Below are 25,959 nucleotides of genomic sequence, written 5' to 3' on the forward strand. Positions count from 1 at the left end.
TCAGCCGGCGTCGATGCCGCCGCCGTCGTACAGCGACTCGATCGTCTCGGCGAACTTCTCGGTGATCGGGCGGCGCTTGAGCTTCATGGTCGGGGTGAGCTCGTCGCCGCCGGGGATCCACGGGTCGGGCACGATCGCGTACCGGCGGACGGTCTCGACCCGGGACAGGCGCGCGTTGCCCTCCGTCACCGCGCGGGCGATCTCCTCCCGCACCGTCGGGTCGTCGTGGGAACGGCCGGCCGCGACGTCCGGGTCCAGCACGACCAGCGCGACGTTGTACGGCCGCGCGTCACCGATCACGCAGAGCTGACCGATCAGCGGGGACCGGGACTTGATCGCCGACTCCACCGCCGACGGGGAGATGTTCTTCCCCGACGCGTTGATGATCAGCTCCTTCTTCCGGTCCACGATCCGCAGGTAGCCGTCCTCGAGGACACCGATGTCACCGGTGCGCAGGTACCCGTCCTCGGTGAACACCGCCGCGGTCTCCTCCGGCTTGCCGCGGTAGCCCCGCATCACGGCCTCGGACCGCATCAGCACCTCGCCGTCGGAGTCCAGGCGCAGCTCGGTCCCGGGCAGCGCGGGACCCGCGGTGCCGACCCGGATCGCGTCGGACGGGTTGCAGGTGCACGCCGCACAGTTCTCCGACATGCCGTAGATCTCGCCGAGCGGCACGCCGATGGCGTGGAAGAACAGTGTCAGCTCCGGTGCGCTCGGGGCGGCACCGATGTTGGCCGAGCGCGCCTCGTCCAGGCCCAGCGCGGCCCGCAGCGACGCCAGGACCGGCGCGGCGTCCGCCACCCGGGCCGCGAGGTCGGCGGGCACCGGTTCCCCGGCCTGGACGAGCCGGGCCGCCTCGGTCCCGTCGGCGATCGCCGCCTCCACGACCGCGCGCTCCCGCGGCTCCCGGGCCGCGACCGCCGCCTCCACCCCGGCCTTGAGCTTCTCCCAGATCCGGGGCACCGCGAAGAACGAGTGCGGACGCACCTCGCGCAGCGCCGCGCCGATCTCGCGCGGGTTCGCGCACGTCGTGACGTCGAGACCGAACAGGATCGCCATGTAGTACGACGCGTCCCGCTCGGCGATGTGGGCCAGTGGCAGCCAGCACACCACGCGGTCCCCGGGCCGCAGACCGAACACCGTACCGACGGTGCGGTTCGCGCTCACCAGGTTGCGGTGGGTCAACTCGACGCCCTTGGGGGACCGGTCGTGCCCGAGGTGTAGATGATCGTCAGCAGGTCGTCCGGTGTCACCTCGGCCGGCGCGGCGAGCGGCTCGGCCGCCAGCAGCACCTCCCATCCGGTGGCGCCCTCCGGTCCGGGCCCGTCGAGGACGACGACCCGGCAGCCGGTCGCCGCGGCCGGCCCCGCCGCGACGGCGACGAAGCTCTCCTGCACGACCAGCACCGTGGCGCCGGAGTCGCGCAGCACGTACTCGATCTGTTCGGCCGAGGAGGTGTTGTAGACCGACACCGTGGCCGCGCCGAGCAGCACCGCGCCGAGGTCGGCCACGTGGAACTCGGGCCGGTTCTCCAGCATCAGCGCGACGACCGAGCCGTGCCCGACGCCGAGCCCGGCCAGCCCGGACGCGGCACGGCGGGCCAGCGCGTCGTACTCCGACCAGGTCCAGCGGATCGCGTCGTCCCGGGTGCGCAGCGCGATCTCGTCGCCCCGGGCGGCGACGGTGTCGCGCAGGGCCTCCAGCAGTGTTCCGGTCATCCTCGGGCCTCCGCAGCGGTCGGGACCGGGGCGCGGTCCGGGGACGCGGGCTCCGGGGTGAGACCGCGCCGTGCGGACTCCTCGCGATTCTGCACGAACCTGCGTGCCTCCCGGACCCGGGCGACCTCCCGACCGACGTCGCGCCGCAGCACCCGCCAGAGCTCGGCACGGTCCACCGACGGATCGCGCAGGCAGTCGCGGACCCATCCCAGGAGCCGGGACGCACGGAAGACCTCGCCCGGTGGCCGACGACGGGAGAACACGTCCCACAGCTCGGTGGCGCGGTCCTCGCTCGCGGCGAACCACCGGTAGGACGCGCGCTCCAGCGGGGAGACGTCGTCGTCGCGGCCCAGACCGTTGGCCCACTGGTACATCGGCAGGCACTGCTCGTCGCGATCGGCCTCCCAGCGCGCGAGCGCGGCGTCGAGGTCGGTCGGGTCGTCGAGATACGGGGCGACAGCCTCGCCGAGCAGGCGGCCGAAGCGCAGTGCGTCGCGGATGCCCTGGGCGGTCACCGGGTCCTTGAAGTGCCCGGCGTCGCCGGCGAGCGCCCAGCCCGGGCCCTGCGAGTGCCGGAAGTACGACGGGTGACTCCGCGAGGTACGGACCTTCGACGCCATCGTGCAGCCACGCAGCCGCTCGGCCAGCGGTGCGATCCGGGCCACGGTCGCCTCGAACGTCCCGACGGCGTCGCGCCGGAATTCCTCGGCGCGCTCCGCCGGCGGCATGAGCAGGACGACGGACTTCCCGCCGTCGCAGGGGAAGACCGTGGCGAGCTCGCGCCCCTCACGCCACTGGGCGGCGACACCGCGCAGCTCCTCGCGGGGGTCGTCGTAGTAGGCGAAGGCCATCATGCGCTGGTTCTGCCAGCGGTGGTGCTCACGGGTGCCGACCAGGCGGGCGACGGTGGAGCGACGCCCGTCGGCCCCGACCACCAGCTTCGCCCGGATCTCCCCGGTGCGGTCCTCACGGTCCTGCCAGCGGACCCCGACGACACGTCCGCCGTCGTCGTGGAGCAGCCCGGTCACCCGGGTCGCCTCGCGGACCTCGGCGCCGGCCTCGCGAGCGGTCTGCACCAGCGCGAGGTCGAGCCCGGGGCGGCGCACGCAGGACCCGGTGGCGATGCCCTCGTAGGCGCCGTAACGGCCGGTGATCTCGACCTCCGGCGTGCCGAGTGCGGCCCGCGGATGCAGCGGCGGGTCCAGCGCCAGCACCCGGTCCCTGACCCCCAGCCGCTCCAGCTCCGCCCAGTGGTGCGGAAAGAACAGGTGGGTCGACAGTGTGTCCGAGGGGAAGGTCGCGCCGTCGAGGGCGACGACAGCACGGCCGCGGCGGGCCAGCGCGATGGCGGCGGCGGAGCCCGCACAGCGGGCCCCGACGACGAGCACGTCGGTGTGGGTCTCCATGAGCAGCGACGATGGCAGCTCGACGAGTGTTTTACAAGTCCACTCATTTTATGAATGTACTTCCAGAACACTCGGGCTATCCTCTTCCGGTGACGACGAGCGCAGGCACGACGGCAGCAGCCCGGGGCGAGCGCCGGCGCGCCCGGACCCGGGCCGCGATCCTCGACGCGGCCGAGGAGGTATTCCGCCGCGAGGGGCACGAGGCCGCGCGGATCGAGGAGATCGCCGACCTCGCCGACGTGTCGGTGGGCTCGATCTACACGCACTTCGACGGCAAGCTCGGCCTCTACCTGACCCTGGTCGAGCGGTCGCTGGACCTGTTCGCCTCGTACATGGCGCGGATCGACTCACCCGAGCTGACCCCGCTCGGCCGGGTCCTCGCGGGGGGCGACGCCTATCTGCGCTTCCACCTGGAGCACCCGGGTGCCTTCCAGTTCCTGGCCCATCCCCGGCCCGCCGGCGCGGCACACTCCGGCGAGGGCGACATCGAGACGCGGATCCGGGAACGCGTCGGCGGCCTGCTCGACGACTTCACCGACCGGATCGAGGCGGCCGTCGCCGCCGGAGAGGCCCGACCGGTCGACGCCGGCCGGCTCACCCGCTACCTGTGGGGAGCCTGGAACGGCGTGATCGGGCTGAGCCTGCAGCCCGACGGGCTGCGGCTCTCGCCCGACGAGGTCGCCGAGACCCTCGAGCTGGGCCGCTGGCTGCTGCGCGAGGGGCTGGCCACGGCGTCCCTGCGCGGGTCGGACGGCACCGTCGGCGACCGGGTGGCCCTCCCCCGCGTCTGACGGCGGGTCGGGCCCGCACGATCACTCCCAGCGCTGCCCCAGTGCGGCCAGCCCGGCCGCGAACACGCCGTTCGCGAACAGGCCCGCGAGGTCGCCCTCGTCGGCGCCGTCGGCGTCGAACTCGGTCCACCACTCGCCGAAGGTGTGCCCGACCGCGGTGACCGGGGCCAGCCGCACGGTGGAGACGTAGCGGCGCACCGGGAACGGCGACTCGAGGATCTCGTAGGTGAGGGCGTGGCCGCGCTCGTCGAGTGCGGTCAGCTCCTCGACGACGGTGCCGCCGCCCTCGGCGAGGGTCAGGCGCCGCTGCGCGCCGATCTCGCTGCCGGAGGCACCGCGGATCAGCTCGCAGGTCGCGATCGCCGGGTGCCAGCGGTGCAGACCACCGAAGTCGCGGACGTGCGGCCACACCTCGGCCAGCGGTGCCGTGATCACGGCGCTGGAGTAGGGACGGGGCATCGGGGACTCCTCCTCGGGAGTGTCAGGACTGCCGGCGCAGGTGGGGGGCCTGCGCCGCGAGCTGGTCGAGCTGGCTGCGGACGTCGTCGAAGCCGCTGTCGACCCGCAGGTCCAGCGCGATCGACGCGGCCAGCTCCGCGGTGTCGTGGAAGGCGGTGCGGGCGACCTCGAGGCGGGCGCCCACGGTGCGGGCCACCTCGCTGCCCTGGCCCGCGCTCTCCAGGCTCTCCCCCATCCGCGCGGTGCGCAGGGCCTCGGCGAGCTCGGCGTCGAGGTTGCGGCCGATGTCGTGCAGCCAGTCCTTGGCCGCGCCGTCGGGCACCGTGCGCACGACGCCGTGGAAGGCGGTCACCGAGCCGACGCAGCCGGAGTAGGCGCGGGCCCAGCGCGACCCCGCGACGAGGCCGTCGGGCAGGGAGGCGGGGGCGTTCTCGGTGGCCCGGCGCATGGCCTCCTGCTCGGCGGGGCTCGCGGAGCGCAGGTAGGCGCGGGCCAGGGCCTGGGACGGCAGACCAAGGAACAGGACCGCCGGGATCGAGCAGAACAGCACGCCGGCGATCGTGCCGCCGATGCTGCGCCCGATGACCTCCGCCGCCGGGTAGCTCCCGGCCTCGGCGATGCCCATGGCCACCCCGATGCCGATCCCGCAGGCCGCTCCGAGCAGCAGGGCCACCAGCCAGCCGTGCGCGGCGAGGGTGTGCGACACCCTGCCCCCGCGCACCGCCATCCGTCGCCGCCAGTCCCCGCCGGGCGGCGGGGCGGGCATCCCGCGCGCCATCACCGCTCCAGCACGTTCTTGAAGGCGCGCGTCTGCTCGGTCAGCGCGGTCTCGGTCGGCAGCCGCTCCATCGACGAGGCCCCGTAGAAGCCGTGGCAGACCTTCGCCGAGCGGAGCACGTGCGCGGCGTCCTCGGGCATCGCGACCGGCCCGCCGTGGACGAGGACGAGCACGTCGTCGCGGACCTCCAGCGCCGCCTGCGCCCACTCGTCGACGAGCGCGACGCAGTCGTCGAGGGTCTTCGCGGTGCCCGCCCCGATCGCGCCGCCGGTGGTGAGCCCCATGTGGCACACCACGATGTCGGCACCGGCCCGGGCCATGGCGCGGGCGTCGTCGGCGGAGAAGACGTAGGGCGTGGTCAGCATGTCCTTGGCCCGCGCCGCGGCGACGAGGTCGACCTCCAGCGCGTAGCCCATCCCGGTCTCCTCCAGGTTGGCCCGGAAGGTGCCGTCGATCAGCCCGACGGTCGGGAAGTTCTGGATGCCGGCGAACCCGAGCGAGGACAGCTCGTCGAGGAAGCGGTCGGTGAACAGGAACGGGTCGGTGCCGTTGACCCCGGCCAGCACGGGGGTGCGGCGGACCACCGGCAGCACCTCGGCCGCCATCTCGACGACGATGTCGTTGGCGTTGCCGTAGGCCAGCAGCCCGGCGAGCGAGCCGCGGCCCGCCATCCGGTACCGCCCGGAGTTGTAGATGACGATGAGGTCGATCCCGCCCGCCTCCTCGCACTTGGCCGACAGCCCGGTGCCCGCGCCGCCGCCGACGATCGGCTCGCCGCGGGCGGCCATCTCGCCGAACCGCTCCATCAGCTCCGCGCGGCTGAACCGCCTCATCGCCGTACCTCCTGCCAGGCCGAGAGCACCGCGTCGGCGAACTCCGGGTCGTTGACGTGGTGCGCGACCCGCCGGACGTTCCCCGGAGAGTCCACACCGGACTCGATCGCGGCGAACAGTGCCGCGTCGGCCTCGGGATCGTGGAACGCCGCGCCCGGCGCGTCCAGCGCGGACACCCCGCCCAGCGGGAGCAGGAACCGCCACGGCCCGGTCAGCGCGTTCAGCTTCGCCGCCAACCAGGCCCCGATCTCCCGGTTCTCGTCGACGGTGGTGCGCATCAGGGTGACGTTCGCGTTGTGCTCGTACAACAGGCGGTCGGCGAAGCGTTCCGGGACGGTCCCGCGGGCGCCGAAGTTGACCATGTCCAGCGCGCCGCAGGACCCGACCCACGGCACCGCGGTGCGGGCGATCGCGTCGAGCCGGTCGGGGCCGCAGGCCATCACCCCGCCGACGAGCAGGTCCGCGACCTCGGTGGTGGTCAGGTCCAGCACCGAGTCGACCAGGCCGGAGTCGACGAGCTTCTCCATCGACGGCCCGCCCGAGCCGGTGGCGTGGAAGACCAGGGCGTCGACGCCGTCGCCGAGCCGTTCGCGGACCGCGGTGACCAGCGGCGTGGTCACGCCGAACATCGTCAGGCCGACGGCGGGCAGGTCGGCTCCGGTCTGCGGCGGCGGGGCGGTGACGGCGGCGGCGAGCATGTGCGCGGCGTTGCCCAGCACCCGTCGCGAGATGCGGTTGAGGCCCGCGACGTCGGTGACGGCATACAGCATCGCGACGTCGCTCGCCCCCACGTAGGGCGCGGTGTCGCCGGAGGCCACCGTGGAGACCATCAGCTTGGGCACCCCGACCGGGAGGTCGCGCATCGCCGGGGTGACCAGCGCGGTCCCGCCCGAGCCGCCGAGCCCGAGGACGCCGCCGACGTCGTCGCGGCCGGCGAGGAAGGCCCGCAGCGCCTGCGCCATCGCCCCCACCGCGCTGCCGCGGTCGCCGGTGAACACCGCGTCGGCGCCCCCGGGGTGGCAGGCGGCGACCTCGGCCGCGGTGACGTCCGGACCGGGGCCCGCCGCACCGGAGGTGGACACGTCCACCCGGAGCACGTCGGCGCCGTCGGCGACCATCAGCTCGGCCACCCAGGCCAGCTCGGCGCCCTTGGTGTCGAACGTGCCGATCACGTATGCGGTCCCCACACAGGAGTTCTACCCGGACCCGGGCACCCGGGGCGAGAGCCGGAGCCCGGACGGCGCAGGGCACCATGGACACGCCCCCCTTCCGCCGGGCTCGTGACCTCGGGGCCCGTGACGTCGTTGGAGAGACATGCTCGGTCAACCGGACGACCCGCGAGGCATCGTGCTCCCGCTCGACGGGCGGCCCGGCGGAACGGAGACCGGCGCCCCCGAACGCAACGGTCGCCCGCGTCCCCTCCGCAACGGGACCCCTCCCCCCGGCCCGGCACTGCTGCTGAGCTGGACCCCCACCCCGGCCGTCGACGACGACCGCACCTGGGCGACGCTGTCGGCCTCGAGCGAGCTGGCGCGGCGGCTCGCGCCCGACGCCGGCCGCGCACCCGCCGCCGGGCTCACCTTCCGGCTCGCGCTGCCCGAGGCGTTCGGCGCCGAGCCGCTGCTGCGCCTGGCCGGCGGCGAGACGGCCGCGGCGGCCCCCGGGTCGTCGGCGCTGGTGCCGGTCGCACCCACCGCACCCGGTGACCGGCACGGCGCCGGGCTGGGTCTGCTCACCCTGACCACCGCGGCCGAGATCGCCGCGACCGGCACCCAGACCCGGGTGCTCGACGAGCTGACCGCCGCGGTCGACCAGCTGGCCCCGTCGTGCGTGATGCGGCTGGACTCGCGGCTCCGCGCGGCCGAGGAGTCGCTGCGCGAGGCCCAGACCGAGCTGCTCGAACGCGGCTCGCTCGTCGTCGACGGCGACGCGACCGACAGCGGCTCCCCGTCGCGCGGGCTCGAGACGGCCGTCGCGAACCTGTCGGTCCTGCGCCACCAGACGCACGCCTGGATCGCGGGCTGGGAGCGGGTCGTCGCCGGGGCGGACCCGTCGGGCACGCCCGGCCTGGCGCTGCGCGACGCGCTCGGTGAGGTCGGCAAGCTCGGCTGGACCGGGTTCCCGGCCGCGGTGCACGGCGCCTACCAGGCACTCGTCCTGGACGCCCGGCGCATCCTGCTCACCGCGGCCGACCACCTGCTGCGCGCACCGAACCGGCCGCTGACCGCGCTGCGGCCCTTGATCGAGAGCGACCTCGCGGGCCGGGCCGCCGACGTCGCGCGGCTGCACCGGCTGCTGACCACGCTGTCGACGCTCCCGCAGACCGTGCGCAAGCGTTCCGGCGGGATGATGCCGAACCTGATCGCCGACCAGGCGGCGGCCAACGCGCGCAGCCAGGCGCTGTTCACGCGGATGGCGAACGCGCTGCGGTCCCCGGTGTGGGACGGCCGGGTCGTCGTCGAGGTGCGGTCGCTCGACTCGGGCGAGCTGCAGGTGCTGCGCCCGGTCTGACCCCGGAAACGCCACGGCCCTCCCGTCCGGCGCGGAGCCGGTCGGGAGGGCGTGGACGGGTGTCGCGGTGGGTCAGCGGGCGACGGCCTTGGCGCGCTTGCGCGCGTCCTTCGCCGACGCCTTGGCCTGCTTGGCGGCCTCGGCACCGGCCACCGACGCGCGGTCGGCCAGGTCCGAGCCGAGCTTCGCGGCCTGCGACTGGGCCTGGGTGACCAGGGTGGAGAAGCGGTCGGTGTACTCGGGGGCACGCTTCTCCGCGCGGGCGGCGGCCTTGCGGGCCTGCTTCTCCCAGCGGACGCGGCGCTTCTCGGCCTCGCGCACCCACCTGTCACCGGTGCGCCCGGCGGCCTTGCGGTACTGGGCGCCCTTCTTGTCCACGACCTTCTCGAGCTGGGCGCCGCGCTTCTCGGCCGCCTTCGCCAGCTTGGCGCCGCGCTTCTCGGCGACCTTGGCCTGCTTCTGGGCGGCCTTGGAGGTGCGCTCGGCGGCGGCCGAGAGCTGCTCGGACCAGGTGGACGCCTTGTCCGAGGCGACCTCGGACAGGTGCGCGGCCTGCTCGGAGGCCTTGCCGCCCCACTCGGTGGCGCGCTCACGCACGACCGGGCCGTACTCCTCGACGGCCTCGGCCAGCTTCTCCCGGCTACCCGCGGCGGCCGCGGCGATCGAGGTGCCCGCGCCGGCCAGTCCCGCGGCGAGCTGGGCACCGGTGTCGGAACCGGAGCCGGAGAGCCGGGCCTGGGCCCGCTCGGCGGCCTGGCGCGTCCGGTAGGCGTGCGACGGCTTGCCGTGGGTGTCGGCGGCCGCGATGAGCAGCCCGCCGAGCAGGCCGACGTTCTTCAGGAAATGGATCTGCTCGTTGGCGCGCTTCTGCTGGTCGGTCTCCTCCCAGAAGCGGTGCCCGGCCAGGGTGGTCGGGACGAGCGAGGCGGCCAGCGCGGTGGCCGACAGGCGGGGGAACTTGCCCAGGGCGAGCAGCGATCCCGCCACGATCTTCACCCCGGCGTCGACCTTGACCAGGGTCTCGTTGTCCGGGCGCCGGTCCAGCGGGGCGTTCTCCACGACCTTGTCGATGGCCGGGGCGGCCTGGTCGAGAACGGGCTGTGCGGCGGAAGTCAACGCGTCGGCGTTCCGCAGCTCGTTGATTCCGCCGTAGATGAACACGGCCGCGAGGGCGGGTCGGGCTACACGTCGCAAGACTGGCATGGGGCACCTTTCCCCGGCTCGTCCGTCCGCAAACCCGGGGTGGGTGTGGCGTCACCGCCGTGGGATGGCAATCATGCCCGGGTGACGAACGGACGGCGGGCCATCGGGCTCGACATCGGAGGAACGAAGGTCGCCGGAGCGATCGTGGGCGAGGATGGCACGGTCCACGCCGAGCTGCGGCGCAACACCCCGGACACGTCCGATGCGGACACGATGACCACCCTGTTGCGGGAGATGGTCGAGGAGCTGCGCGGCGACGCCGAGGGGGCGGACGTGTCCGCGATCGGCGTCGGTGCCGCGGGGACCGTGGAGTGGCCGGTCGGCCGGATCCGCTGGGCGCCCAACAACAACTACGAGAACTGGGACGTCCGCGGCCTGCTGGAGTCCGCGTGCGGGCTGCCGGTGGTCGTCGACAACGACGGCAACGTCGCCGGTCTGGCCGAGGCCCGGCTCGGCGAGACCCGCAACGACGACATGGTGCTGCTGACCGTCGGCACCGGCGTCGGGGCGGGGATCGTGCTCGACGGGAAGATCTACCGCGGCCCGCACGGGCTCGGTGCCGAGGTCGGGCACATGAACGTCAACCCGGACGGCCCGCAGTGCGGCTGCGGCAACTACGGCTGTCTGGAGGCGGTCGCGTCGGGGACCGCGCTGACCCGGATGGGCCGCAGCGCCGCCCTGCACGACCCGCGGGGCATGATCGCGACCCTGGCCGCGGAGGCCGGGGGCGAGGTCACCGGCCAGCACGTGACGATGGCCGCGATGGCGGGCGACAGCACGGCGGCGTCGCTGTTCCAGCGGCTCGGGCGGTCGCTGGGGATCGGCATCGCCAGCATCAACGCGATCTTCGAGTTCGAGGTCGTACTGATCGGCGGCGGCCTGGTCGACGCGGGCGAGCTGCTGCTCGAGCCGGCCCGCCGGGCGGCCCGGGAGTTCCACTACGGCCCGCCCGAGGTCCGCCCGATCCCGCCGGTGCTGCCCGCCACCTACAAGGGCGACGCCGGGAAGATCGGTGCGGGACTGCTGGCGCTGGAGGAGACCTGATCTCGTCCCGCAACCGGGCCGGGGCACGACTACGCTCGGACGGGTGACACTCCTGCTCGGACCGGTGCTGCGGCACGTCGACGAGACCAGCGCGCTGGTCTGGGTGCAGACCTCCGGCCCGTGCCGCGTCTCGGTGCTCGGCTGCGACGCCGCGACCTTCGAGGTGTCGGGCCACCACTTCGCCCTGGTCCAGGTGACCGGGCTGACGCCGGGCACCCGCACCGCCTACGAGGTCCACCTCGACGGCGAGCAGGTCTGGCCGCTGCCGCACTCGCCGTTCCCGCCGAGCCTGATCGCGACGCGCGGCGCGGACACCGGGGCCCACCAGCGGATCGTCTTCGGCTCCTGCCGCTACGTGAAGCTGGCCGACCCGAAGCTGGCCCGGCAGTACGGCCTCGACGCGCTCGACGTCTACGCCGGCCGGATGGCCGGGCTGCCCCCGGAGATCTGGCCGACCACGCTGCTGCTGCTCGGCGACCAGGTCTACGCCGACGAGCTCACCCCGCAGACCCGGCGGCGGATCGCCGGGCGGCAGGAGCGGCACCCGGACTGGCCCGACGACGAGATCGTCGGCTTCGACGAGTACTCGGGCCTCTACCGCGACACCTGGTCGGACCCCGAGGTGCGGTGGATGCTCTCCACCGTCCCCACCGCGATGATCTTCGACGACCACGACGTCCGCGACGACTGGAACACCTCCGGCGCCTGGCGCGAGCAGATCGCCCGCAAGCCCTGGTGGTCCGAGCGCATCCGCTCCGGCCTGGCCTCCTACTGGGTCCACCAGCACCTGGGCAACCTCTCCCCCGCCGAGCTCGCCGCCGACCGGACCTGGCAGGAGGTGCAGGCCGCCGAGGGCGACGTCTGGCCGCTGCTGTCCGAGCGGGCCGCCCTCTGGGACGTCGAGACCGGCGACGGCGACGACCGCGGCAAGGACGAGCGCTTCTCCTTCTGCTGGGAGCTGGGCCGCACCCGGCTGATCGTCATCGACTCCCGCAACGGGCGGATCGTCGAGTCCACGCCGCGGCGGATGGTGTCCGACGCCGAGTTCGACTGGATCTCCGCGAAGGCGCTCGCCCCCGGCGACGTGGACCACCTCGTCCTGGGAACCTCGGTGCCCTGGCTGATGCCCCAGGTCATCTCCGACCTGGAGGCCGCGACCGAGAAGGGCGCGAACGGCTCCGGCCGGGTCGCAGCCGTCGCCGAGTGGGCCCGCCAGGAGGCCGACCTGGAGCACTGGCCCGCGTTCGGGCACTCCTTCGCCCGGCTCGCCGAGCTGATCCGCGAGGCGTGCCGCCCGCGCGCCGGGGACGCCCCGCCCGCCACGGTGTCGGTGCTGTCCGGCGACGTCCACCACTCCTACGCCGCCGTCGCCGACGTGCACACCCACGCCCCCGGGGACCGGCCCGGCCGCGGCCCGGAGGGCACCCGGGTCCACCAGCTGACCTGCTCACCGGTGCACAACGTGGTCCCCGCGGTGATGCGGGTGATGTTCCGGATCACCTGGTCGCGGCTGCTGGGCAGGATGACGACCCGCTGGACCCGCCGGACCGGTGCCGGCAGCGCGGGCGTGGCCTGGGAGCGGACGACCGGTCCGCTGTTCGGCAACCTCGTCGCGACCCTGGAGACCGACGGGCGACGGGCGTCGTGCCGGTTCGAGCGGCCGCGCTCGGCCGCGGCGCTCGACACCGCGGCCGAGGTCGTGCTGACCCCGCAGGCCCCGCCCATGGCGGCCCGGCAGCGGAGGGGGACCGCCCCGGCGGTCTGACCGGGGGCCGCGGTGACGGCCCGTCAGTATCCGGTACGGGCCAGCCAGCCCGTCCAGACCTCGGCGTCGCCGAGGACCTGGAGACGGTCGTCGTCGGCGGGGATGCGGCGGGTGACGCCCCGGAGCAGGTCGGCGGCGGTGCCGCGGACGGCGGCGTCGCCCTTGCCGTGCCCGTGCTCCCAGACGACCCGCCCGCCCGCGCCGCGCACCATCCACTCCCCCGCCGCGTCCGGCACGTCGTCGGTGGCGTGCAGGTGCAGCGTGGCGCCGTCGGCCAGCGGCGGCTCGTCGGCGGCGGGGCGGGCGGCGAGCAGGCCCAGCCACTCCGAGACGCCGTCGGCGGCCACCTGCGGGTCGATCGGGAACGGCGCCCCGAGCGCGACGGCGGCGTCGGCGCGGTGCACCGTCGCCTCGTGCAGCCGCCGCCGCACCCACCACGCCGAGGGCTGCGGACCGGTGAAGGTCCACACCGGCGCGGTCGGCCCGGCCGCGACGACGGCGTCGAGCAGCTCGGTCGCGCCGTCGCGCAGCCACTGCGCCGCGACCTCGGGGCCGCCCTCGGGCGGCTTCCCACCGGGCACCTCGCGCGGGTCGAGGGCCTCGGTGGCGCCGGTGGCGACCATCCGGGCCGCCCACCGGTGCCCGCGCCCGACGTGGCGGAGCAGCTGCAGCAGCGACCAGCCCGGACAGGTCGGGACCGGGGTGGCCGGATCGGCCGTCGTCAGGAGCGTGGCCAGCCGGTCGTTCTCCGAGAGGAGGACGGCGGCGTACGGGTCGACCGCGGTGCGGTCCGGTGTCGTGGTCATGAATTCGTACCCCCGGTCGCGGAACATGTGGGCGGGTTGCGGCGAGTCGTGCATGACGATCGCGGAGTTCGGGTAGGCAGGGATCATGCCGCCTCATCGCGACTGGACGCGACGGGGCGCGGGGCGGGCACTGCTGTACTGGCCGTTGACGGCCTTCCTGTTGGTGGCTGCATTCCCCGCGTACTCCGTGGTGCTGGTCATCGCCTCCGGGATCCTGCTGCCCACCCTCGGCCTCGTCGCCGGACTGGCCGGGAAGCGCTGGCGGGCGCGCAAGCTCGCCCGGGCGCGGCGCGTGCTGTCCGACGTCGTGGACCCCGGCCCACCCGCCGACGACGACCTCGTCGCGCACGAGGACGAGCCCGACGCGACAGGTCCGGGGACGTCCTGGCCGACCGGCCGGCACGCCCGCCGGGGCCGCGAGCAGGCCGCTCCGGCCACCGGGGAGCCCGCGGCACGCGACGCGGCCTGACCCCCACCGCACGACCCCTGTGACGCTCGCCGGGTTCCTTGTACGTCCGATACTAGGATGTCAAACTAAACCGGCCGGGACACCGCCGTCCGCCCGGCGGGAGGAACGTCCCCGATGAGCACGGACACGAACGCACAGGCCGAGCTGCACGTCCCCACGCACCCGGTCCGTTTCGTGACCGCGGCCAGCCTGTTCGACGGGCACGACGCCGCCATCAACATCATGCGCAGGATCCTGCAGCGCCAGGGCGCCGAGGTGATCCACCTCGGCCACAACCGCTCGGTCGACGAGGTCGTGACCGCCGCGATCCAGGAGGACGTGCAGGGCGTCGCCATCTCGTCCTACCAGGGCGGGCACGTCGAGTACTTCTCCTACCTGGTCGAGCTGCTGCGCGAGCGCGGCGCCGGCCACATCAGGGTCTACGGCGGGGGCGGCGGCGTGATCGTCCCCGAGGAGATCGAGCTGCTGCACTCCCGCGGCGTCGCGCGCATCTTCTCCCCCGAGGACGGCCAGCACCTGGGCCTCCCCGGGATGATCAACATCATGATCCGGGAGTGCGACACCGACCTCTCGGCCGAGCCGCCGTCGTCGTACGACGGGGTGTTCTCCGGCGAGACCGCGACGCTGGCCCGCGCACTGACCATGGCCGAGACCGGGACGCTGCCCGACGAGGTCCGCGAGCGCATCGCCGCCTCCGAGCGCCCGGTGCCGGTCCTCGGCATCACCGGCACCGGCGGCTCCGGCAAGTCCTCGCTGACCGACGAGCTGGTCCGCAGGTTCCGGCTCGACCAGGAGGACAAGCTCCGCATCGCGGTGCTCGCGGTGGACCCGACCCGGCGCAAGGGCGGCGGTGCGCTGCTCGGCGACCGCATCCGGATGAACGCGCTGTCCGGTGACCGGGTGTTCTTCCGCAGCCTCGCCACCCGCGGCAACGACGGCGGCTCGCTGCCCGAGCGGCTCGGCGACACCATCGCGGTGCTCCGCTCCGCCGGGTTCGACCTGGTGGTCGTCGAGACGCCCGGCATCGGCCAGGGCGACGCGGGCATCGTCCCGTTCGTCGACCACTCGCTGTACGTGATGACGCCGGAGTTCGGCGCCGCGTCCCAGCTCGAGAAGATCGACATGCTGGACTTCGCCGACGTCGTCGCGATCAACAAGTTCGAGCGCCGCGGCGCCGAGGACGCCCGCCGCGACGTCGGCCGCCAGCTCGTCCGCAACCGCGAGGAGTTCGGCGCGACCTGGGAGGACATGCCGGTCTACGGCACCTCGGCCGCCACCTTCAACGACGACGGCGTCACCGCGCTCTACCAGCACCTGCGCGACCTGCTCGCCGAGGGCGGGCTGACCGTCGGCGAGGGGCGGCTCCCCCGCGTCGACACCAAGACCTCCAGCGACTACGCGGCCGTCATCCCGCCGGAGCGGGTCCGCTACCTCGCCGACATCGCCGGCGCGGTGCGGGACTACCACGCCGACACCGAGACCCACGCCCAGGCCGCCCGCACCGCGCAGCACCTGCGCACCGCCGCCGAGCTGGTCGGCGGCGACGACCTCGACGAGGCGCTGCGCACCGCGGAGAAGAAGGTCCCCGCCGAGTCCGCCGAGCTGCTGGAGTCCTGGCCGTCGCGGGTCGAGGACTACTCCGGCGACGAGTACGTCTACACCGTGCGGGACAAGGAGTTCCGCACGAAGCTGACCCGCGAGACGCTGTCCGGGAACCCGGTGCGCCGGGTCGCGCTGCCGAAGTTCGACGACGACGCCGCGCTGCTGCGCTTCCTGCGCCGGGAGAACCTGCCCGGCTTCTACCCCTTCACCGCCGGGGTGTTCCCGTTCAAGCGGGAGGGTGAGGACCCGGCCCGCATGTTCGCCGGCGAGGGCGACCCGTTCCGCACCAACCGGCGGTTCAAGTACCTGTCGGAGAGCTCGGACGCCAAGCGCCTGTCGACCGCGTTCGACTCGGTCACCCTCTACGGCCACGACCCGGACACCCGCCCCGACATCTACGGCAAGGTCGGCACCTCGGGCGTCTCGATCGCGACCCTGGACGACCTCAAGGCGCTCTACGACGGTTTCGACCTGTGCTCGCCGACGACCTCGGTGTCGATGACGATCAACGGCCCGGCGCCGACGATCCTCGCCTACTTCCTCAACGCCGCGATCGACCAGCAGGTCGACCGGTTCCGCGACGAGCAGGGCCGCGAGCCCGACGACGGCGAGCGCGAGGAGCTCGTCGCCTACGCGCTGGCGAACGTCCGGGGCACGGTGCAGGCCGACATCCTCAAGGAGGACCAGGGCCAGAACACCTGCATCTTCTCCACCGAGTTCTCGCTGCGGATGATGGCCGACATCCAGGAGTGGTTCATCGCGCACAAGGTGCGCAACTTCTACTCCGTCTCGATCTCCGGCTACCACATCGCCGAGGCCGGGGCGAACCCCATCAGCCAGCTCGCCTTCACCCTCGCGAACGGGTTCACCTTCGTCGAGAGCTACCTGGCGCGTGGGATGGACGTCGACGACTTCGCGCCGAACCTGTCGTTCTTCTTCTCCAACGGCATGGACGCCGAGTACACGGTGATCGGCCGGGTCGCCCGCCGCATCTGGGCGGTCGCGATGAAGGAGCGCTACGGGGCCAACGAGCGCTCTCAGAAGCTGAAGTACCACGTCCAGACCTCGGGACGGTCCCTGCACGCGCAGGAGATGAACTTCAACGACATCCGCACCACGCTGCAGGCGCTCTGCGCGCTCTACGACAACGCGAACTCCCTGCACACCAACGCCTACGACGAGGCGGTCACCACGCCCACGCAGGAGTCGGTGCGCCGCGCGATGGCCATCCAGATGATCATCAACAAGGAGTGGGGCCTGTCGCTGAACGAGAACCCGCTGCAGGGCTCGTTCGTCGTCGACGAGCTCACCGACCTCGTGGAGGAGGCGGTGCTGCGCGAGTTCGAGTCGATCGCGGAGCGCGGCGGCGTGCTCGGGGCGATGGAGACCGGCTACCAGCGCGGCCGGATCCAGGACGAGTCGATGCTCTACGAGCACCGCAAGCACACCGGTGAGCTGCCGATCGTCGGCGTCAACACCTTCCTCAAGCCGGCCGACCCGGACGAGGCGCACCAGGAGATCGAGCTGGCCCGCGCCACCGAGGCCGAGAAGCAGTCCCAGCTCGACCGGCTCGCGGACTTCCAGTCCCGCCACCGCACGGAGGCCGAGCAGGCGCTGCGCCGCCTGCAGGACGTCGCGACCGGCGACGGCAACGTGTTCGACGAGCTGATGTCGGCCGCGCGGGTGTGCTCGCTGGGTCAGCTGACGACGGCGTTCTTCGAGGTCGGCGGACAGTACCGGCGCAACATGTGACGGCGGGCGGGGCCGGTCCACCCGGCCCCGCCTCCCTCACCAGCGTCCGCGCCGGTTCGGGATCCGTGCGGCCGCCAGGCCGGCCGCCGCGAGCGCCACCGCCAGCACCCCGTAGGCGATCCCGGCGGCGACGCCCGGATCGTCGGCGGCGGTGACGGCGGCGGTCAGCACCGACACCGCGGCGATCCCGCCCATCTGCCGGAACATGATGCGCAGCCCGGACACCGCGGCGACCTCGTCGGGCACCAGGTGCATGCCGGCGTTGTTGGCGGCCGGCCCGGACAGGCCCGTGCCCAGCCCGAGCAGGGTGGAGCCGGCGAGCAGCCACACCGTGGGCCCGCCGAACGGGGGCGCCACCGCGGTGACCACCAGCCCGGCGACGACGGCGACCAGCCCGCCGAGCAGCAGCGGCCGGAAGCCCAGCCGGCGCAGCAGCGCGACCGCGGCCGCCGAGGTGACGATGGTGCCGATCGCGCGGCCGGTCAGCAGCGCCCCGGCGACGAACGCGGGCAGGTCGTAGCGGACCTGGGCGTAGAGCGGCAGGGTCGCCGAGAACCCGATCACCACGGCGCCGAAGACGACGTTGGTGACGTTCATGATGCCCAGGCCGCGCCCGGCGAGCAGGTGCATCGGGACGACCGCGTCGGGCCGGCGCCGGGCGTGCCGGACGAACACCGCACCCGCCGTCAGCGCGACCACACCGGCCAGGACGGTCCAGCCGGGCCCCGACCCCGGCGAACCGAGCCGGGTGATGGTGAGCATCGTGGCCAGCAGGGTCAGGACGAGCAGCGCGATCCCGACGGCGTCGATCCGCGCGGTCCGCCGGTGCGGCGGGTCATCGACCAGGGCGAGCCCGACGGCGACGAGCAGGATCCCGATCGGCACGTTCACCAGGAAGATGCCGTGCCAGGTCCAGGTGGTGAGCACCAGCCCGCCGACCAGCGGCCCGAGGATCGCGCCGATCGGGAAGACGCTGGTGAACAGGGCGAGCGCCCGGTCCCGGTCACGGCCGAACTGGTGGGCGACGATCCCGTTGGCGGCCGGCAGCATCACGCCGCCGGCGAGGCCCTGCACCAGCCGGCAGGCGATGAGCACGCCGATCGAGGGGCTGAGCGCGCTCAGCCCGGACATCACCGTGAACACGGCGACCCCGGCCAGGAACATCCGCCGGCCGCCGAAGCGGTCGGACAGCCAGCCGCCCAGTGGCAGCGCGAGGATCTGCCCGACGGCGGCGACGCTCACGACCCAGCCGGTCCAGGCCAGGTCGGCGCCGAGGTCGCCGCTGATCGTCGTCAGCGCGGTGGCGACCGACGTCCCGTCGAGGGAGAACATCAGCAGCGCCAGACCGACGACGGCGAAGACCGGCACGCGCCGGGGCAGCGGGTCGTCGCCGGGCGGCCCGGCGGAGCCGTCCCCGGGCAGGCGGTGGGTGTCGTGGGCGGCGTCGGTCACGTGATGGGCACACCTGTCTTCCCGGAGGAACCGGACATGATGTGCTTACCACAAGCTAAACAGTCGGGCGGTGGCAGCGCCCACCCACGTCAGCGGCGGGACCGGCTCCGGCGACGCCCGCGGTTCCACCCGCCGAGGATGCCGATGGCCTCGACGAACGACTCGGCGGCCTTGGAGAGCTTGCGACCGGCCTTCTTCATCGGGGGTCCTCCCGGGGTGCTGCTGGGGTGCTGGGGGCTTCTCCACCGTGGCAGACGGCGGAGCGTGCCGGACGGCGGGGGTGTGCTCCACACGGGTGACGAAACGGACACACGTCCTACCGTTCCGGAGACGATTCCACCTGCCCGGAGCACCCTCCCCCGGCGTGTCGCCCGCCTGTCTGCGCGGACGGAGCAGCGCGTCCCGCGTTCCGGAGCGTCACTCCTCCATGCGGAGGGACCTGGCCGTGATCACCGCGCGTGATCGCCGGCGAGGCGGGATGCTGACCGGACGGGTCTCGTCCCGGAGGGGGAACACCGATGTCACCGGACGTCATGTTGTGGGTCGTCGTCGCCGTCGTGGTGCTGGTCGTGCTGGGTCTGGCCCTCGTGGTCGGGTCCCGGGTGCGCGGCCGCCGGCGGACCGCCGCCCTGCGCCGGCACTTCGGGCAGGAGTACGACCACGTCGTCGAGCAGTCCGGCGGGAAGGACCGCGGCGAGACCGAGCTGCGCCGCCGGCTGAGCTGGCGCCGCGAGCTGGACGTGCGCGACCTCGACGCCGACGAGCGCGAGCGGTTCGCCGGGGACTTCGCCGGGGCGCAGAACGCCTTCGTCCGCACCCCGCGGGCCGGGCTGCGCGACACCGACCTGCTGCTGCAGCAGGTGATGCGCACCCGCGGCTACCCGGTCGAGCACTTCTCCGAGCGCGAGGAGATGATCTCGGTCGACCACCCCGACCTGGTCGGGCACTACCGCGCGGCGCACGCCGTCGCCGTCGCCGAGGACGACGCCGACACGGAGTCGCTGCGGAAGGCGATGCTGGACCACGGCTACCTGTTCGACGAGCTGATCGGCGCCGGGCACCCGGAGAGCACGCAGCGGACACTGCCGGCGTCGTGAGCGGGACGGCCGAGCTGCCGGGCGCGGCCGGACCGGAGCGCACCGACGAGATCCCGGCCGGCCTGCCGGGCGCGGGTGACGTGGTGGGCGGCCGCTACGAGCTGCGCCACGTGCTCGGCCGGGGCGGGATGTCGGCGGTGCACCTGGCCCACGACCGGGAGCTGGACCGCCCGGTCGCGGTGAAGCTGCTCCTGCGCGCGGGCGACCCCGGCGACGTCGCCCGGCTGCGCGACGAGGCCCGCGCCGCCGCCGCGATCGACCACCCCGGCGTCGTCACCGTGCACGACACCGGCACGACCGGGCACACGGCCTGGGTCGTCATGTCCTACGTCGAGGGCGAGACCCTCGCGCGGCGGATCGGGCGGACCGGCCCGCTGGAGCCGCGGGAGGTGACCCGGATCGGGGCGGCCGTGTCCGAGGCGCTCGCCGCCGCGCACCGGGCCGGGGTGGTGCACCGCGACGTCACCCCCGGCAACATCATCCTGCGTCCGGACGGCACCGTCGTCGTGACCGACTTCGGCATCGCGCGCCTCGGCGACGGCGCCGGGCGCACCCGGACCGGGCACGTGATCGGCACCCCGCTCTACCTGGCCCCCGAGCAGGGCCGCGGCGCCGCGCACCTCGACGGCCGGGCGGACCTGTACGCGCTGGCCTGCTGCCTGTTCACCGCGCTCACCGGGCGGCCGCCGTTCACCGACGCCGACCCGCTCGCGGTGGTCGTGGCGCACCTGCGGGAGACGCCGCCGCGGCCGTCGTCGCTGCGCCCGGGCATCCCACCCGCGCTGGAGGAGGTGCTCCTGCAGACCCTGGCCAAGGACCCGGACCGGCGCCCGCGCGACGCCGCGGCACTCGCCGCCCGGCTGCGCGCGGTGCACGGCGACCCGGCTCCCCCGCCGGTCGGTACCCGGGAGCTGCCCGCCGGTGACGAGACCGTCCCGGCCGCGCCGTCCGCACCCGGGGACGGAGCGGGGACGCACGCGCTGGACAGCACGCTGGCCGAGGTCGAGAACGACGACGGTGCCGCCGCCGACCGCCGTCGCGGGGCCGGGGCGCTGCTGCTGGTGCTGGCCGCGCTGCTGCTGCTCGGCGCGGTCGTGGCCCTCCTGCTGTTCTGAGCCGGGCTCAGGCCGGGGCCGGGGTGCGCCGCAGGACCAGGGCGAGCCCCAGCGCCCCGGCCAGCAGGGCGCTGACGTAGCCGACGACGCCCGCCCAGCCGGCGTGGTCGTAGGCGACCCCGCCCAGGGCACCGCCGACGCTGGACCCGGCGTAGTAGCCGACCAGGTAGAGCGACGACGCCTGGGCCGGCACCGCGCCGGGCAGCATCGCCGAGCGCCGCCCCACCCAGGAGCTGGCGACCGAGTGGGCGCCGAAGAAGCCGACGGTCACCTGCAGCAGCCCGGCCAGGGTGGTGAGGAGCAGGTCGGGCAGGGTCACCCAGATCCCGCCGAGCGCGACCAGCGTCGCCACCCACAGCACCGGGCGGCGCCCGAACCGGTCCCCCAGCCTGCCCGCGCCGGTGGAGGCCCAGCTGCCGGCGAGGTAGCCGAGGAACACCAGCCCCACCAGGGTGCCGGGCAGCGAGAACGGCGGGGCCAGCAGCCGGAACCCGAGGTAGTTGTAGACGGTCACGAACGCGCCCATCAGCAGGAACGCCATCCCGAACAGGCAGAGCAGGCCCCGGTCGGTGAGGTGGCGGCGCAGCGGTCCGCCGAGGTCGCGCAGCCGGGTGCGGGCCGGGGCGGGCGCCGTCGCGGGCGGCAGGAGCAGCCGGAACGCGACGGTCGCGAGCACCGAGACCGCACCGACGGCGGCGAGCCCGGCCCGCCAGCCGCCGAGCTCGGCGACCCAGGACGCGACGAGCCGCCCGGACAGCCCGCCGAGGGTGTTGCCGGCGATGAGCAGCCCGACCGCCCCGCCGAGGTGCCGCGGCGCGACCTCGTGGGTGAGGTGGGCCATCGACAGGGCAGGCAGCGCTGCGAGGGCGATGCCCTGCAGCCCGCGGACGACGACAAGGGTCTCGAAGGTGGGCGCCAGCGGGGCGAGCAGTGCGAGGACCGCCGACGCCGCGAGCGCCCAGGTCATGACCCGCGCGCGGCCCCAGGACTCGGTGAGCGCGGACAGCGGCAGCACGGCGAGGGCGAGGGTGCCGGTCGTCGCCGACAGGACCAGGCTGGCCGTCGACGAGGACACGCCGAACTCCGCCGACAGCGTCGGCAGCAGCCCCTGCACGCTGTAGACCAGCACGAACGTCGCCAGACCGGAGAGCCACAGGGCGATGCCGAGCCGCCGGTAGCCGGGGGTGCCGCGCTCGTGGGGCGGGGCGGGCCGGGTGGCGGTCGGAGCCGGGGAACGCTCGGTCGTTGTCATCGCACACGACCGTAGGCGCCGGCGTCGGATGCGTCCAATGCATGCTTCGTCGACGTATCATGCATCGATGCATGAGTCGTTGGCGCCGGCGCTGCACCGCTTCGTCGCGGTCGCGCGCGACGGTCACCTCACCCGCGCCGCCGAGCGGATCGGGGTCCCGCAGCCCACGCTGTCGCGGGCGATCGCCCGGCTGGAGGGCGAGCTGGGCGTCGCGCTGTTCCGGCGGTCCGGGCGCGGGCTGGCGCTGACCGCCGCCGGGCGGACGCTGCTGCCGCGGGCCGAGGCCGCGCTGGCCGAGCTCGGTGCGGGTGTCGCCGAGCTGGCGGGCGACGCCGACCCGGTCACCGGCCGGGTCGCGCTGGGCTTCCTCGGGACGATGGGTACCACCGCGGTGCCGGGGATCCTGCGGGAGTTCCGCGTGCACCACCCTCGGGTGCGGATCGAGCTGGTGCAGGTGCCGCACGCCGCACTGCTGGAGCGGGTCCGCGACGGCCGGGTCGACCTGGCCCTCACCTCCCCGATGCCCGACGAGCCGGGCCTGGTCGCGACCCCGCTGGCCGAGGAGGAGCTGCGCCTCGCGGTGCCGTCCGGGCACCGGCTGGCGGGCGCGGCTGCCGCGGACCTCGCCGAGGTCGCCGACGACCCGTTCCTGCTGTTCGCCCGCGGCTACGGGCTGCAGGGGGTGGTGGAGTCGTGGTGCGCGCAGGCCGGGTTCCGCCCGCGCCGGGCGTTCGAGGGCGGGGAGACGGCGACGCTGCGCGGCCTGGTCGGGGCCGGGCTGGGCGTCGCGCTGCTCCCCGCCGGGCCGGACGTGCCGGGGGTGGTGCAGGTGCCGGTGCGCAGCCCGCACACCGCGCGGACGCTGGGGATGGTGCACGCGGCCGACCCGCGGCCGACGGCGCCGGTGCGGGACCTGCGGGCGTTCGTCGTCCGGCACGGGCCACGGTGGCTGGCCGACCACGGGTGACCCGGGGGCGGCGGCACGGCGGGCCGGGGCGAGGGGGGCGTCCCGGCCCGCCGGCCTGTCAGACGGCCGCGGCGGCCGCGGCGGCGGCCTCCGGGCGGCGGCCGGCGATCTTCGCCGGGTCGATCAGGATCTTCGTGTCGACCGGGTCGGAGGACAGGCGCGCGAACACCTCCGGCACCTCGTCCAGACCGACGGTCCCGCTCAGCATCGGTGCGACGTCGAGCGAGCCGTCGCACAAGTCGGAGAAGGTCTGCGCGAACTGCTCCGGCGAGTACATGAGGCTGAACCGGATGTCGATCTCCTTCAGCACCGCGGTGGTGGGCTGGAAGGAGTCCGGCCCGGCGCACAGCCCGGCGACGACGATCCGCGACGCCGCCGGTGCCGACGCCACGACCTGGTCGATCACCCCGGGCACGCCCACGCATTCGAACGCCACGGTCGGGCGCAGCGGCAGCGCACCGAGGATCGCCGTCGGCGGGGCGGCGCGCGCCGGGTCGTCGGTGGCGGCGGCCTGCGCCCACGCCGTGTAGGGCGAGGTCACGGCCGGGTCGACCACGACGTCGGCGCCGAGGCGCCCGGCCAGCTCGCGCCGGCTCGCGGAGTAGTCGGCGGCGACGATCGGCCCGGCACCCGCCCGGCGCAGCGTCGCGATCACGCCGAGCCCGATCGGCCCGCAGCCGACGACCAGGGGCACGTCGTCGGGGCCGAGCTGCGCCCGGGCGACCGCCCGGTGTGCGACGGCGAGCGGCTCGGTCAGCGCCGCGACCGCGGTGTCGACGTGGTCGGGCACCGGCATCAGCAGCGCCTCGGTGAGCAGCATCCGCTCGGCGTAGCCGCCGGGCAGCTCCGGACCGCAGAACCCGAGGAAGGCGGGCGTCTCGCGGACCAGGGCCGGGACCGACACCACGCGGGTGCCGACCGGCAGCGCACCGGTGGTGCCGGGGCCGTGCCCGGCGATCGCGCCGACGAACTCGTGCCCGAACGACACCGGGCGCGACAGGTCCATCAGCTCGACGCCGAGCGCGTCGCGGGTGGCGACGTTGAACTCCGCGGCGTGCGTGGCGCTGTGCAGGTCGGACCCGCAGATCCCGCAGGCCAGGACGTCGACGAGCACCTCGCCGGCGCCGGGGGCAGGGTCGGGCACCTCGCCGACCGACAGGGCCCGGTCCTGCATGAGGACGGCGCGCATCAGGAGCGCTTCGGGGACTCGGTGAGACCGGCCTCGCCGCCCTCGATGTAGTTCGGGGGCTCCTTGGCCAGGGTGTCGGTCAGGTGGCGCAGCAGCAGGGTGTCGAGGATGGAGTGGAACGAGCCGTCCTCGTTGAAGTTGACGTTCGAGCCGGAGACCCGGACGAACATCAGGGTGTCCTCGGTGTTGGTCTCCGGGCAGACGAGGGTGTGCACCGACCCGCCGGGCTCGTACAGGTAGGAGCCCGCGGTCTGCGGCTGGTCCGGGTACTCCAGGTAGTGCCAGCTCCCGGCCATCGTCAGCAGGTCGACGGGGCCGGTGTGGTAGTGCACGGGCAGCCGGGTGCCGGGCGCCATCTGCGCGATGACGACCCACTCGTTGCGCTCGAGGTCCAGGCGCAGCGGCTTGAAGCTGATGCCCTCGCCGAGCGCGTCGCGGACGAGCTCGATGTCGGCCTCGTTGACCGAGAGCAGCTCGTTCTGCGGCAGCGACACGATCGGGATCTCGGCGCCCGAGCTCGTGCGGACGGGGGCGGGACCGGTGGACTGAGGCATCGTCGGCTCCATCGCTGGTCGTGGTGGGAACGGCTCCGACGCTACGACTGTCGTGCGGATCACCTCTTGACATCGGACGACAGTGATTTGACAGTTGACGACATGGACGGGCTGATCCGTGCGAGCTCGCTGCAGGGGTTCGACGGGCTGGTCGGCGACCTCGGCGGCGATCCCGCACCGCTGCACCGCCGGGTCGGGCTGCGCCCGGGCCTCGTCGACGAGCCGCAGGCGCTGCTGCCCTACCGCGCGCTGGCCGAGCTGGTCGAGGAGGCCGCCGCCGCGCTGGAGCGGCCGGACTTCGGGCTACTGCTGTCGCAGCGCCAGGGCATCGAGATCCTCGGGACGGTCGCGCTGATCGCCCGGCACTCGGCGACGGCCCGCGAGGCGATGGCTGGCCTGCGCCGGTACCTGCACTCCTACAGCACGGCGTTCGAGGTGGACGTCGCGCCGCTGACCGGGGACGTGGCCCGCTACACGTTCACCGTCGTGCTGCCCCGGGTCCCCCGCCAGGTCCAGATCCTGGAGCTGAGCCTGGGGGTGTCGATGGACCTGTTCCGGATCCTGTTCGGGCGGGACTTCCGGCCGCGCCGGGCGCTGCTGCCGCACTCCCCCGCCGGGCCGCCGGAGGCCTACCGGGAGATCTTCGGCTGCCCGGTGGAGTTCGAGGCGCCGGTGTGCGGGCTCGACGTCGACGCGGCCGGGCTGGACCGGCGTCGCGCCGGGGAGGACCGTGCGGTCCGCGACCTGGCCGAGCAGTACCTGCACGACCTCGTCGGTCCCGAGGACGGCGACCCGACCGTGCGGGTCCGGGAGCTGCTGCGACGGCTGCTGCCCACCGGGCAGGCCGGGCTCGTCGTGACCGCGGGTCACCTCGGGATGCACCCGCGCACCCTGCAGCGGCGGCTGCGGGAGGACGGCACGTCGTTCGAGCGGCTGCTCGACGAGCTGCGGCGCGAGCTGGCCGGTCAGTACCTGTGTCACTCCGACCGGCCGCTGCCGCAGGTGTCGAGCCTGCTCGGCTACTCCGAGCAGAGCTGCCTGACCCGCTCGTGCCGGCGCTGGTTCGGGATGCCACCGCTGCGGGTGCGCGGCGGGGCGGCCCGGCGCGGTGCCGGGCCGCCACCCGGTCCGGCGACGACCGGGCCGCCGCCGCTCAGCCCGGTGTGAGGGCCGGGCCGCCGCTCGGCCCGGTCCGA

General features: G+C 74.4%; 21 protein-coding genes and 1 pseudogene. 10 read left to right on the plus strand and 12 right to left on the minus strand.

Annotation, left to right across the window (positions count from 1 at the left end; all coding sequences use genetic code 11):
- Together KPL60_RS11075 and KPL60_RS11080 are read right to left on the minus strand one after the other, a co-directional pair.
- A pseudogene (locus KPL60_RS11075) lies at window positions 1-1,718 on the minus strand (long-chain fatty acid--CoA ligase).
- Window positions 1,715-3,124, minus strand: a complete 1,410-nt coding sequence (locus KPL60_RS11080; RefSeq protein WP_226356081.1) for an NAD(P)/FAD-dependent oxidoreductase — start codon at window positions 3,122-3,124, stop codon at window positions 1,715-1,717. Before KPL60_RS11080 ends, KPL60_RS11075 begins: the two are co-directional and overlap by 4 nt.
- A gap of 89 nt (window positions 3,125-3,213) precedes the next feature.
- Between KPL60_RS11080 and KPL60_RS11085 the strand changes: the two genes are divergently transcribed.
- The gene (locus KPL60_RS11085) at window positions 3,214-3,915 is read left to right on the plus strand and encodes a TetR/AcrR family transcriptional regulator (protein WP_226365745.1); all 702 of its coding nucleotides are present in this window, start codon (window positions 3,214-3,216) and stop codon (window positions 3,913-3,915) included.
- A 21-nt stretch (window positions 3,916-3,936) separates the two neighbouring features.
- Here the strand turns inward: KPL60_RS11085 and KPL60_RS11090 are convergent, their stop codons facing one another.
- From KPL60_RS11090 to KPL60_RS11105, 4 genes are read right to left on the minus strand one after another with little or no spacing between them, the layout of a single operon-like run.
- Window positions 3,937-4,374: an SRPBCC family protein gene (locus tag KPL60_RS11090; protein WP_226356079.1), complete on the minus strand. Its 438-nt coding sequence runs from the start codon at window positions 4,372-4,374 to the stop codon at window positions 3,937-3,939.
- Between the two features lie 22 nt (window positions 4,375-4,396).
- On the minus strand, window positions 4,397-5,152 hold the full coding sequence (locus KPL60_RS11095) for a hypothetical protein (protein ID WP_226356078.1): 756 nt from the start codon (window positions 5,150-5,152) through the stop codon (window positions 4,397-4,399).
- A complete protein-coding gene (locus KPL60_RS11100) occupies window positions 5,152-5,985 on the minus strand; it encodes a phosphoenolpyruvate hydrolase family protein (protein ID WP_226365746.1) in 834 nt (277 codons plus the stop codon). The genes KPL60_RS11095 and KPL60_RS11100 overlap by 1 nt, the downstream gene beginning before the upstream one ends.
- A complete protein-coding gene (locus KPL60_RS11105; RefSeq protein ID WP_226365747.1) occupies window positions 5,982-7,172 on the minus strand; it encodes a Tm-1-like ATP-binding domain-containing protein in 1,191 nt (396 codons plus the stop codon). Before KPL60_RS11105 ends, KPL60_RS11100 begins: the two co-directional genes overlap by 4 nt.
- 127 nt (window positions 7,173-7,299) lie before the next feature.
- On the opposite strand from KPL60_RS11105, the gene KPL60_RS11110 reads away from it, so the two are divergent.
- Window positions 7,300-8,496 (plus strand): hypothetical protein, encoded by a 1,197-nt coding sequence (locus KPL60_RS11110; RefSeq protein WP_226365748.1) that lies wholly within the window; start codon window positions 7,300-7,302, stop codon window positions 8,494-8,496.
- Between the two features lie 72 nt (window positions 8,497-8,568).
- Here the strand turns inward: KPL60_RS11110 and KPL60_RS11115 are convergent, their stop codons facing one another.
- The gene (locus tag KPL60_RS11115) at window positions 8,569-9,657 is read right to left on the minus strand and encodes a DoxX family protein (RefSeq protein ID WP_374228639.1); all 1,089 of its coding nucleotides are present in this window, start codon (window positions 9,655-9,657) and stop codon (window positions 8,569-8,571) included.
- 123 nt (window positions 9,658-9,780) lie between these two features.
- Between KPL60_RS11115 and KPL60_RS11120 the strand changes: the two genes are divergently transcribed.
- Window positions 9,781-10,743, plus strand: coding sequence for an ROK family protein (locus tag KPL60_RS11120; RefSeq protein ID WP_178375448.1), 963 nt, complete (start codon window positions 9,781-9,783; stop codon window positions 10,741-10,743).
- A 43-nt stretch (window positions 10,744-10,786) separates the two neighbouring features.
- Complete coding sequence (locus KPL60_RS11125) at window positions 10,787-12,508, plus strand: alkaline phosphatase D family protein (protein WP_226365750.1); 1,722 nt, start codon at window positions 10,787-10,789, stop codon at window positions 12,506-12,508.
- Between the two features lie 23 nt (window positions 12,509-12,531).
- On the opposite strand, the gene KPL60_RS11130 is transcribed toward KPL60_RS11125, so the two are convergent.
- A complete protein-coding gene (locus KPL60_RS11130) occupies window positions 12,532-13,401 on the minus strand; it encodes a maleylpyruvate isomerase family mycothiol-dependent enzyme (protein WP_226365751.1) in 870 nt (289 codons plus the stop codon).
- Between KPL60_RS11130 and KPL60_RS11135 the strand changes: the two genes are divergently transcribed.
- Together KPL60_RS11135 and icmF are read left to right on the plus strand one after the other, a co-directional pair.
- Entirely contained in the window at window positions 13,400-13,783 is a 384-nt protein-coding gene (locus tag KPL60_RS11135; RefSeq protein ID WP_226365752.1) for a hypothetical protein, read from the plus strand. The two genes, KPL60_RS11130 and KPL60_RS11135, sit on opposite strands and share 2 nt — an antisense overlap.
- A gap of 114 nt (window positions 13,784-13,897) precedes the next feature.
- A complete protein-coding gene (gene icmF, locus KPL60_RS11140) occupies window positions 13,898-17,137 on the plus strand; it encodes a fused isobutyryl-CoA mutase/GTPase IcmF (protein ID WP_226365753.1) in 3,240 nt (1,079 codons plus the stop codon).
- A 36-nt stretch (window positions 17,138-17,173) separates the two neighbouring features.
- Here the strand turns inward: icmF and KPL60_RS11145 are convergent, their stop codons facing one another.
- Window positions 17,174-18,589: an MFS transporter gene (locus tag KPL60_RS11145; protein WP_226365754.1), complete on the minus strand. Its 1,416-nt coding sequence runs from the start codon at window positions 18,587-18,589 to the stop codon at window positions 17,174-17,176.
- A 518-nt stretch (window positions 18,590-19,107) separates the two neighbouring features.
- Between KPL60_RS11145 and KPL60_RS11150 the strand changes: the two genes are divergently transcribed.
- Together KPL60_RS11150 and KPL60_RS11155 are read left to right on the plus strand one after the other, a co-directional pair.
- Window positions 19,108-19,686, plus strand: a complete 579-nt coding sequence (locus tag KPL60_RS11150; RefSeq protein WP_226365755.1) for a hypothetical protein — start codon at window positions 19,108-19,110, stop codon at window positions 19,684-19,686.
- Window positions 19,683-20,801 (plus strand): serine/threonine-protein kinase, encoded by a 1,119-nt coding sequence (locus KPL60_RS11155; protein WP_226365756.1) that lies wholly within the window; start codon window positions 19,683-19,685, stop codon window positions 20,799-20,801. The genes KPL60_RS11150 and KPL60_RS11155 overlap by 4 nt, the downstream gene beginning before the upstream one ends.
- Window positions 20,802-20,808: 7 nt before the next feature.
- On the opposite strand, the gene KPL60_RS11160 is transcribed toward KPL60_RS11155, so the two are convergent.
- The gene (locus KPL60_RS11160; protein ID WP_226365757.1) at window positions 20,809-22,053 is read right to left on the minus strand and encodes an MFS transporter; all 1,245 of its coding nucleotides are present in this window, start codon (window positions 22,051-22,053) and stop codon (window positions 20,809-20,811) included.
- Between the two features lie 67 nt (window positions 22,054-22,120).
- On the opposite strand from KPL60_RS11160, the gene KPL60_RS11165 reads away from it, so the two are divergent.
- Entirely contained in the window at window positions 22,121-23,020 is a 900-nt protein-coding gene (locus KPL60_RS11165; protein WP_226356066.1) for a LysR substrate-binding domain-containing protein, read from the plus strand.
- Window positions 23,021-23,078: 58 nt separating this feature from the next.
- Here the strand turns inward: KPL60_RS11165 and KPL60_RS11170 are convergent, their stop codons facing one another.
- Both KPL60_RS11170 and KPL60_RS11175 read right to left on the minus strand, forming a co-directional pair.
- Window positions 23,079-24,209, minus strand: a complete 1,131-nt coding sequence (locus KPL60_RS11170) for a zinc-binding dehydrogenase (RefSeq protein ID WP_226365758.1) — start codon at window positions 24,207-24,209, stop codon at window positions 23,079-23,081.
- The gene (locus tag KPL60_RS11175) at window positions 24,209-24,763 is read right to left on the minus strand and encodes a 2,4'-dihydroxyacetophenone dioxygenase family protein (RefSeq protein ID WP_226365759.1); all 555 of its coding nucleotides are present in this window, start codon (window positions 24,761-24,763) and stop codon (window positions 24,209-24,211) included. The genes KPL60_RS11170 and KPL60_RS11175 overlap by 1 nt, the downstream gene beginning before the upstream one ends.
- A gap of 102 nt (window positions 24,764-24,865) precedes the next feature.
- Between KPL60_RS11175 and KPL60_RS11180 the strand changes: the two genes are divergently transcribed.
- Window positions 24,866-25,930 carry an AraC family transcriptional regulator gene (locus tag KPL60_RS11180; protein WP_226365760.1) on the plus strand — a complete coding sequence of 355 codons (1,065 nt, stop codon included), beginning with the start codon at window positions 24,866-24,868 and terminating at the stop codon, window positions 25,928-25,930.
- Window positions 25,931-25,959 lie beyond the last annotated feature (29 nt).

Origin of the sequence: Pseudonocardia sp. ICBG162 (assembly GCF_020496225.1) — a bacterium.
GTDB classification, from domain to species: domain Bacteria; phylum Actinomycetota; class Actinomycetes; order Mycobacteriales; family Pseudonocardiaceae; genus Pseudonocardia; species Pseudonocardia alni.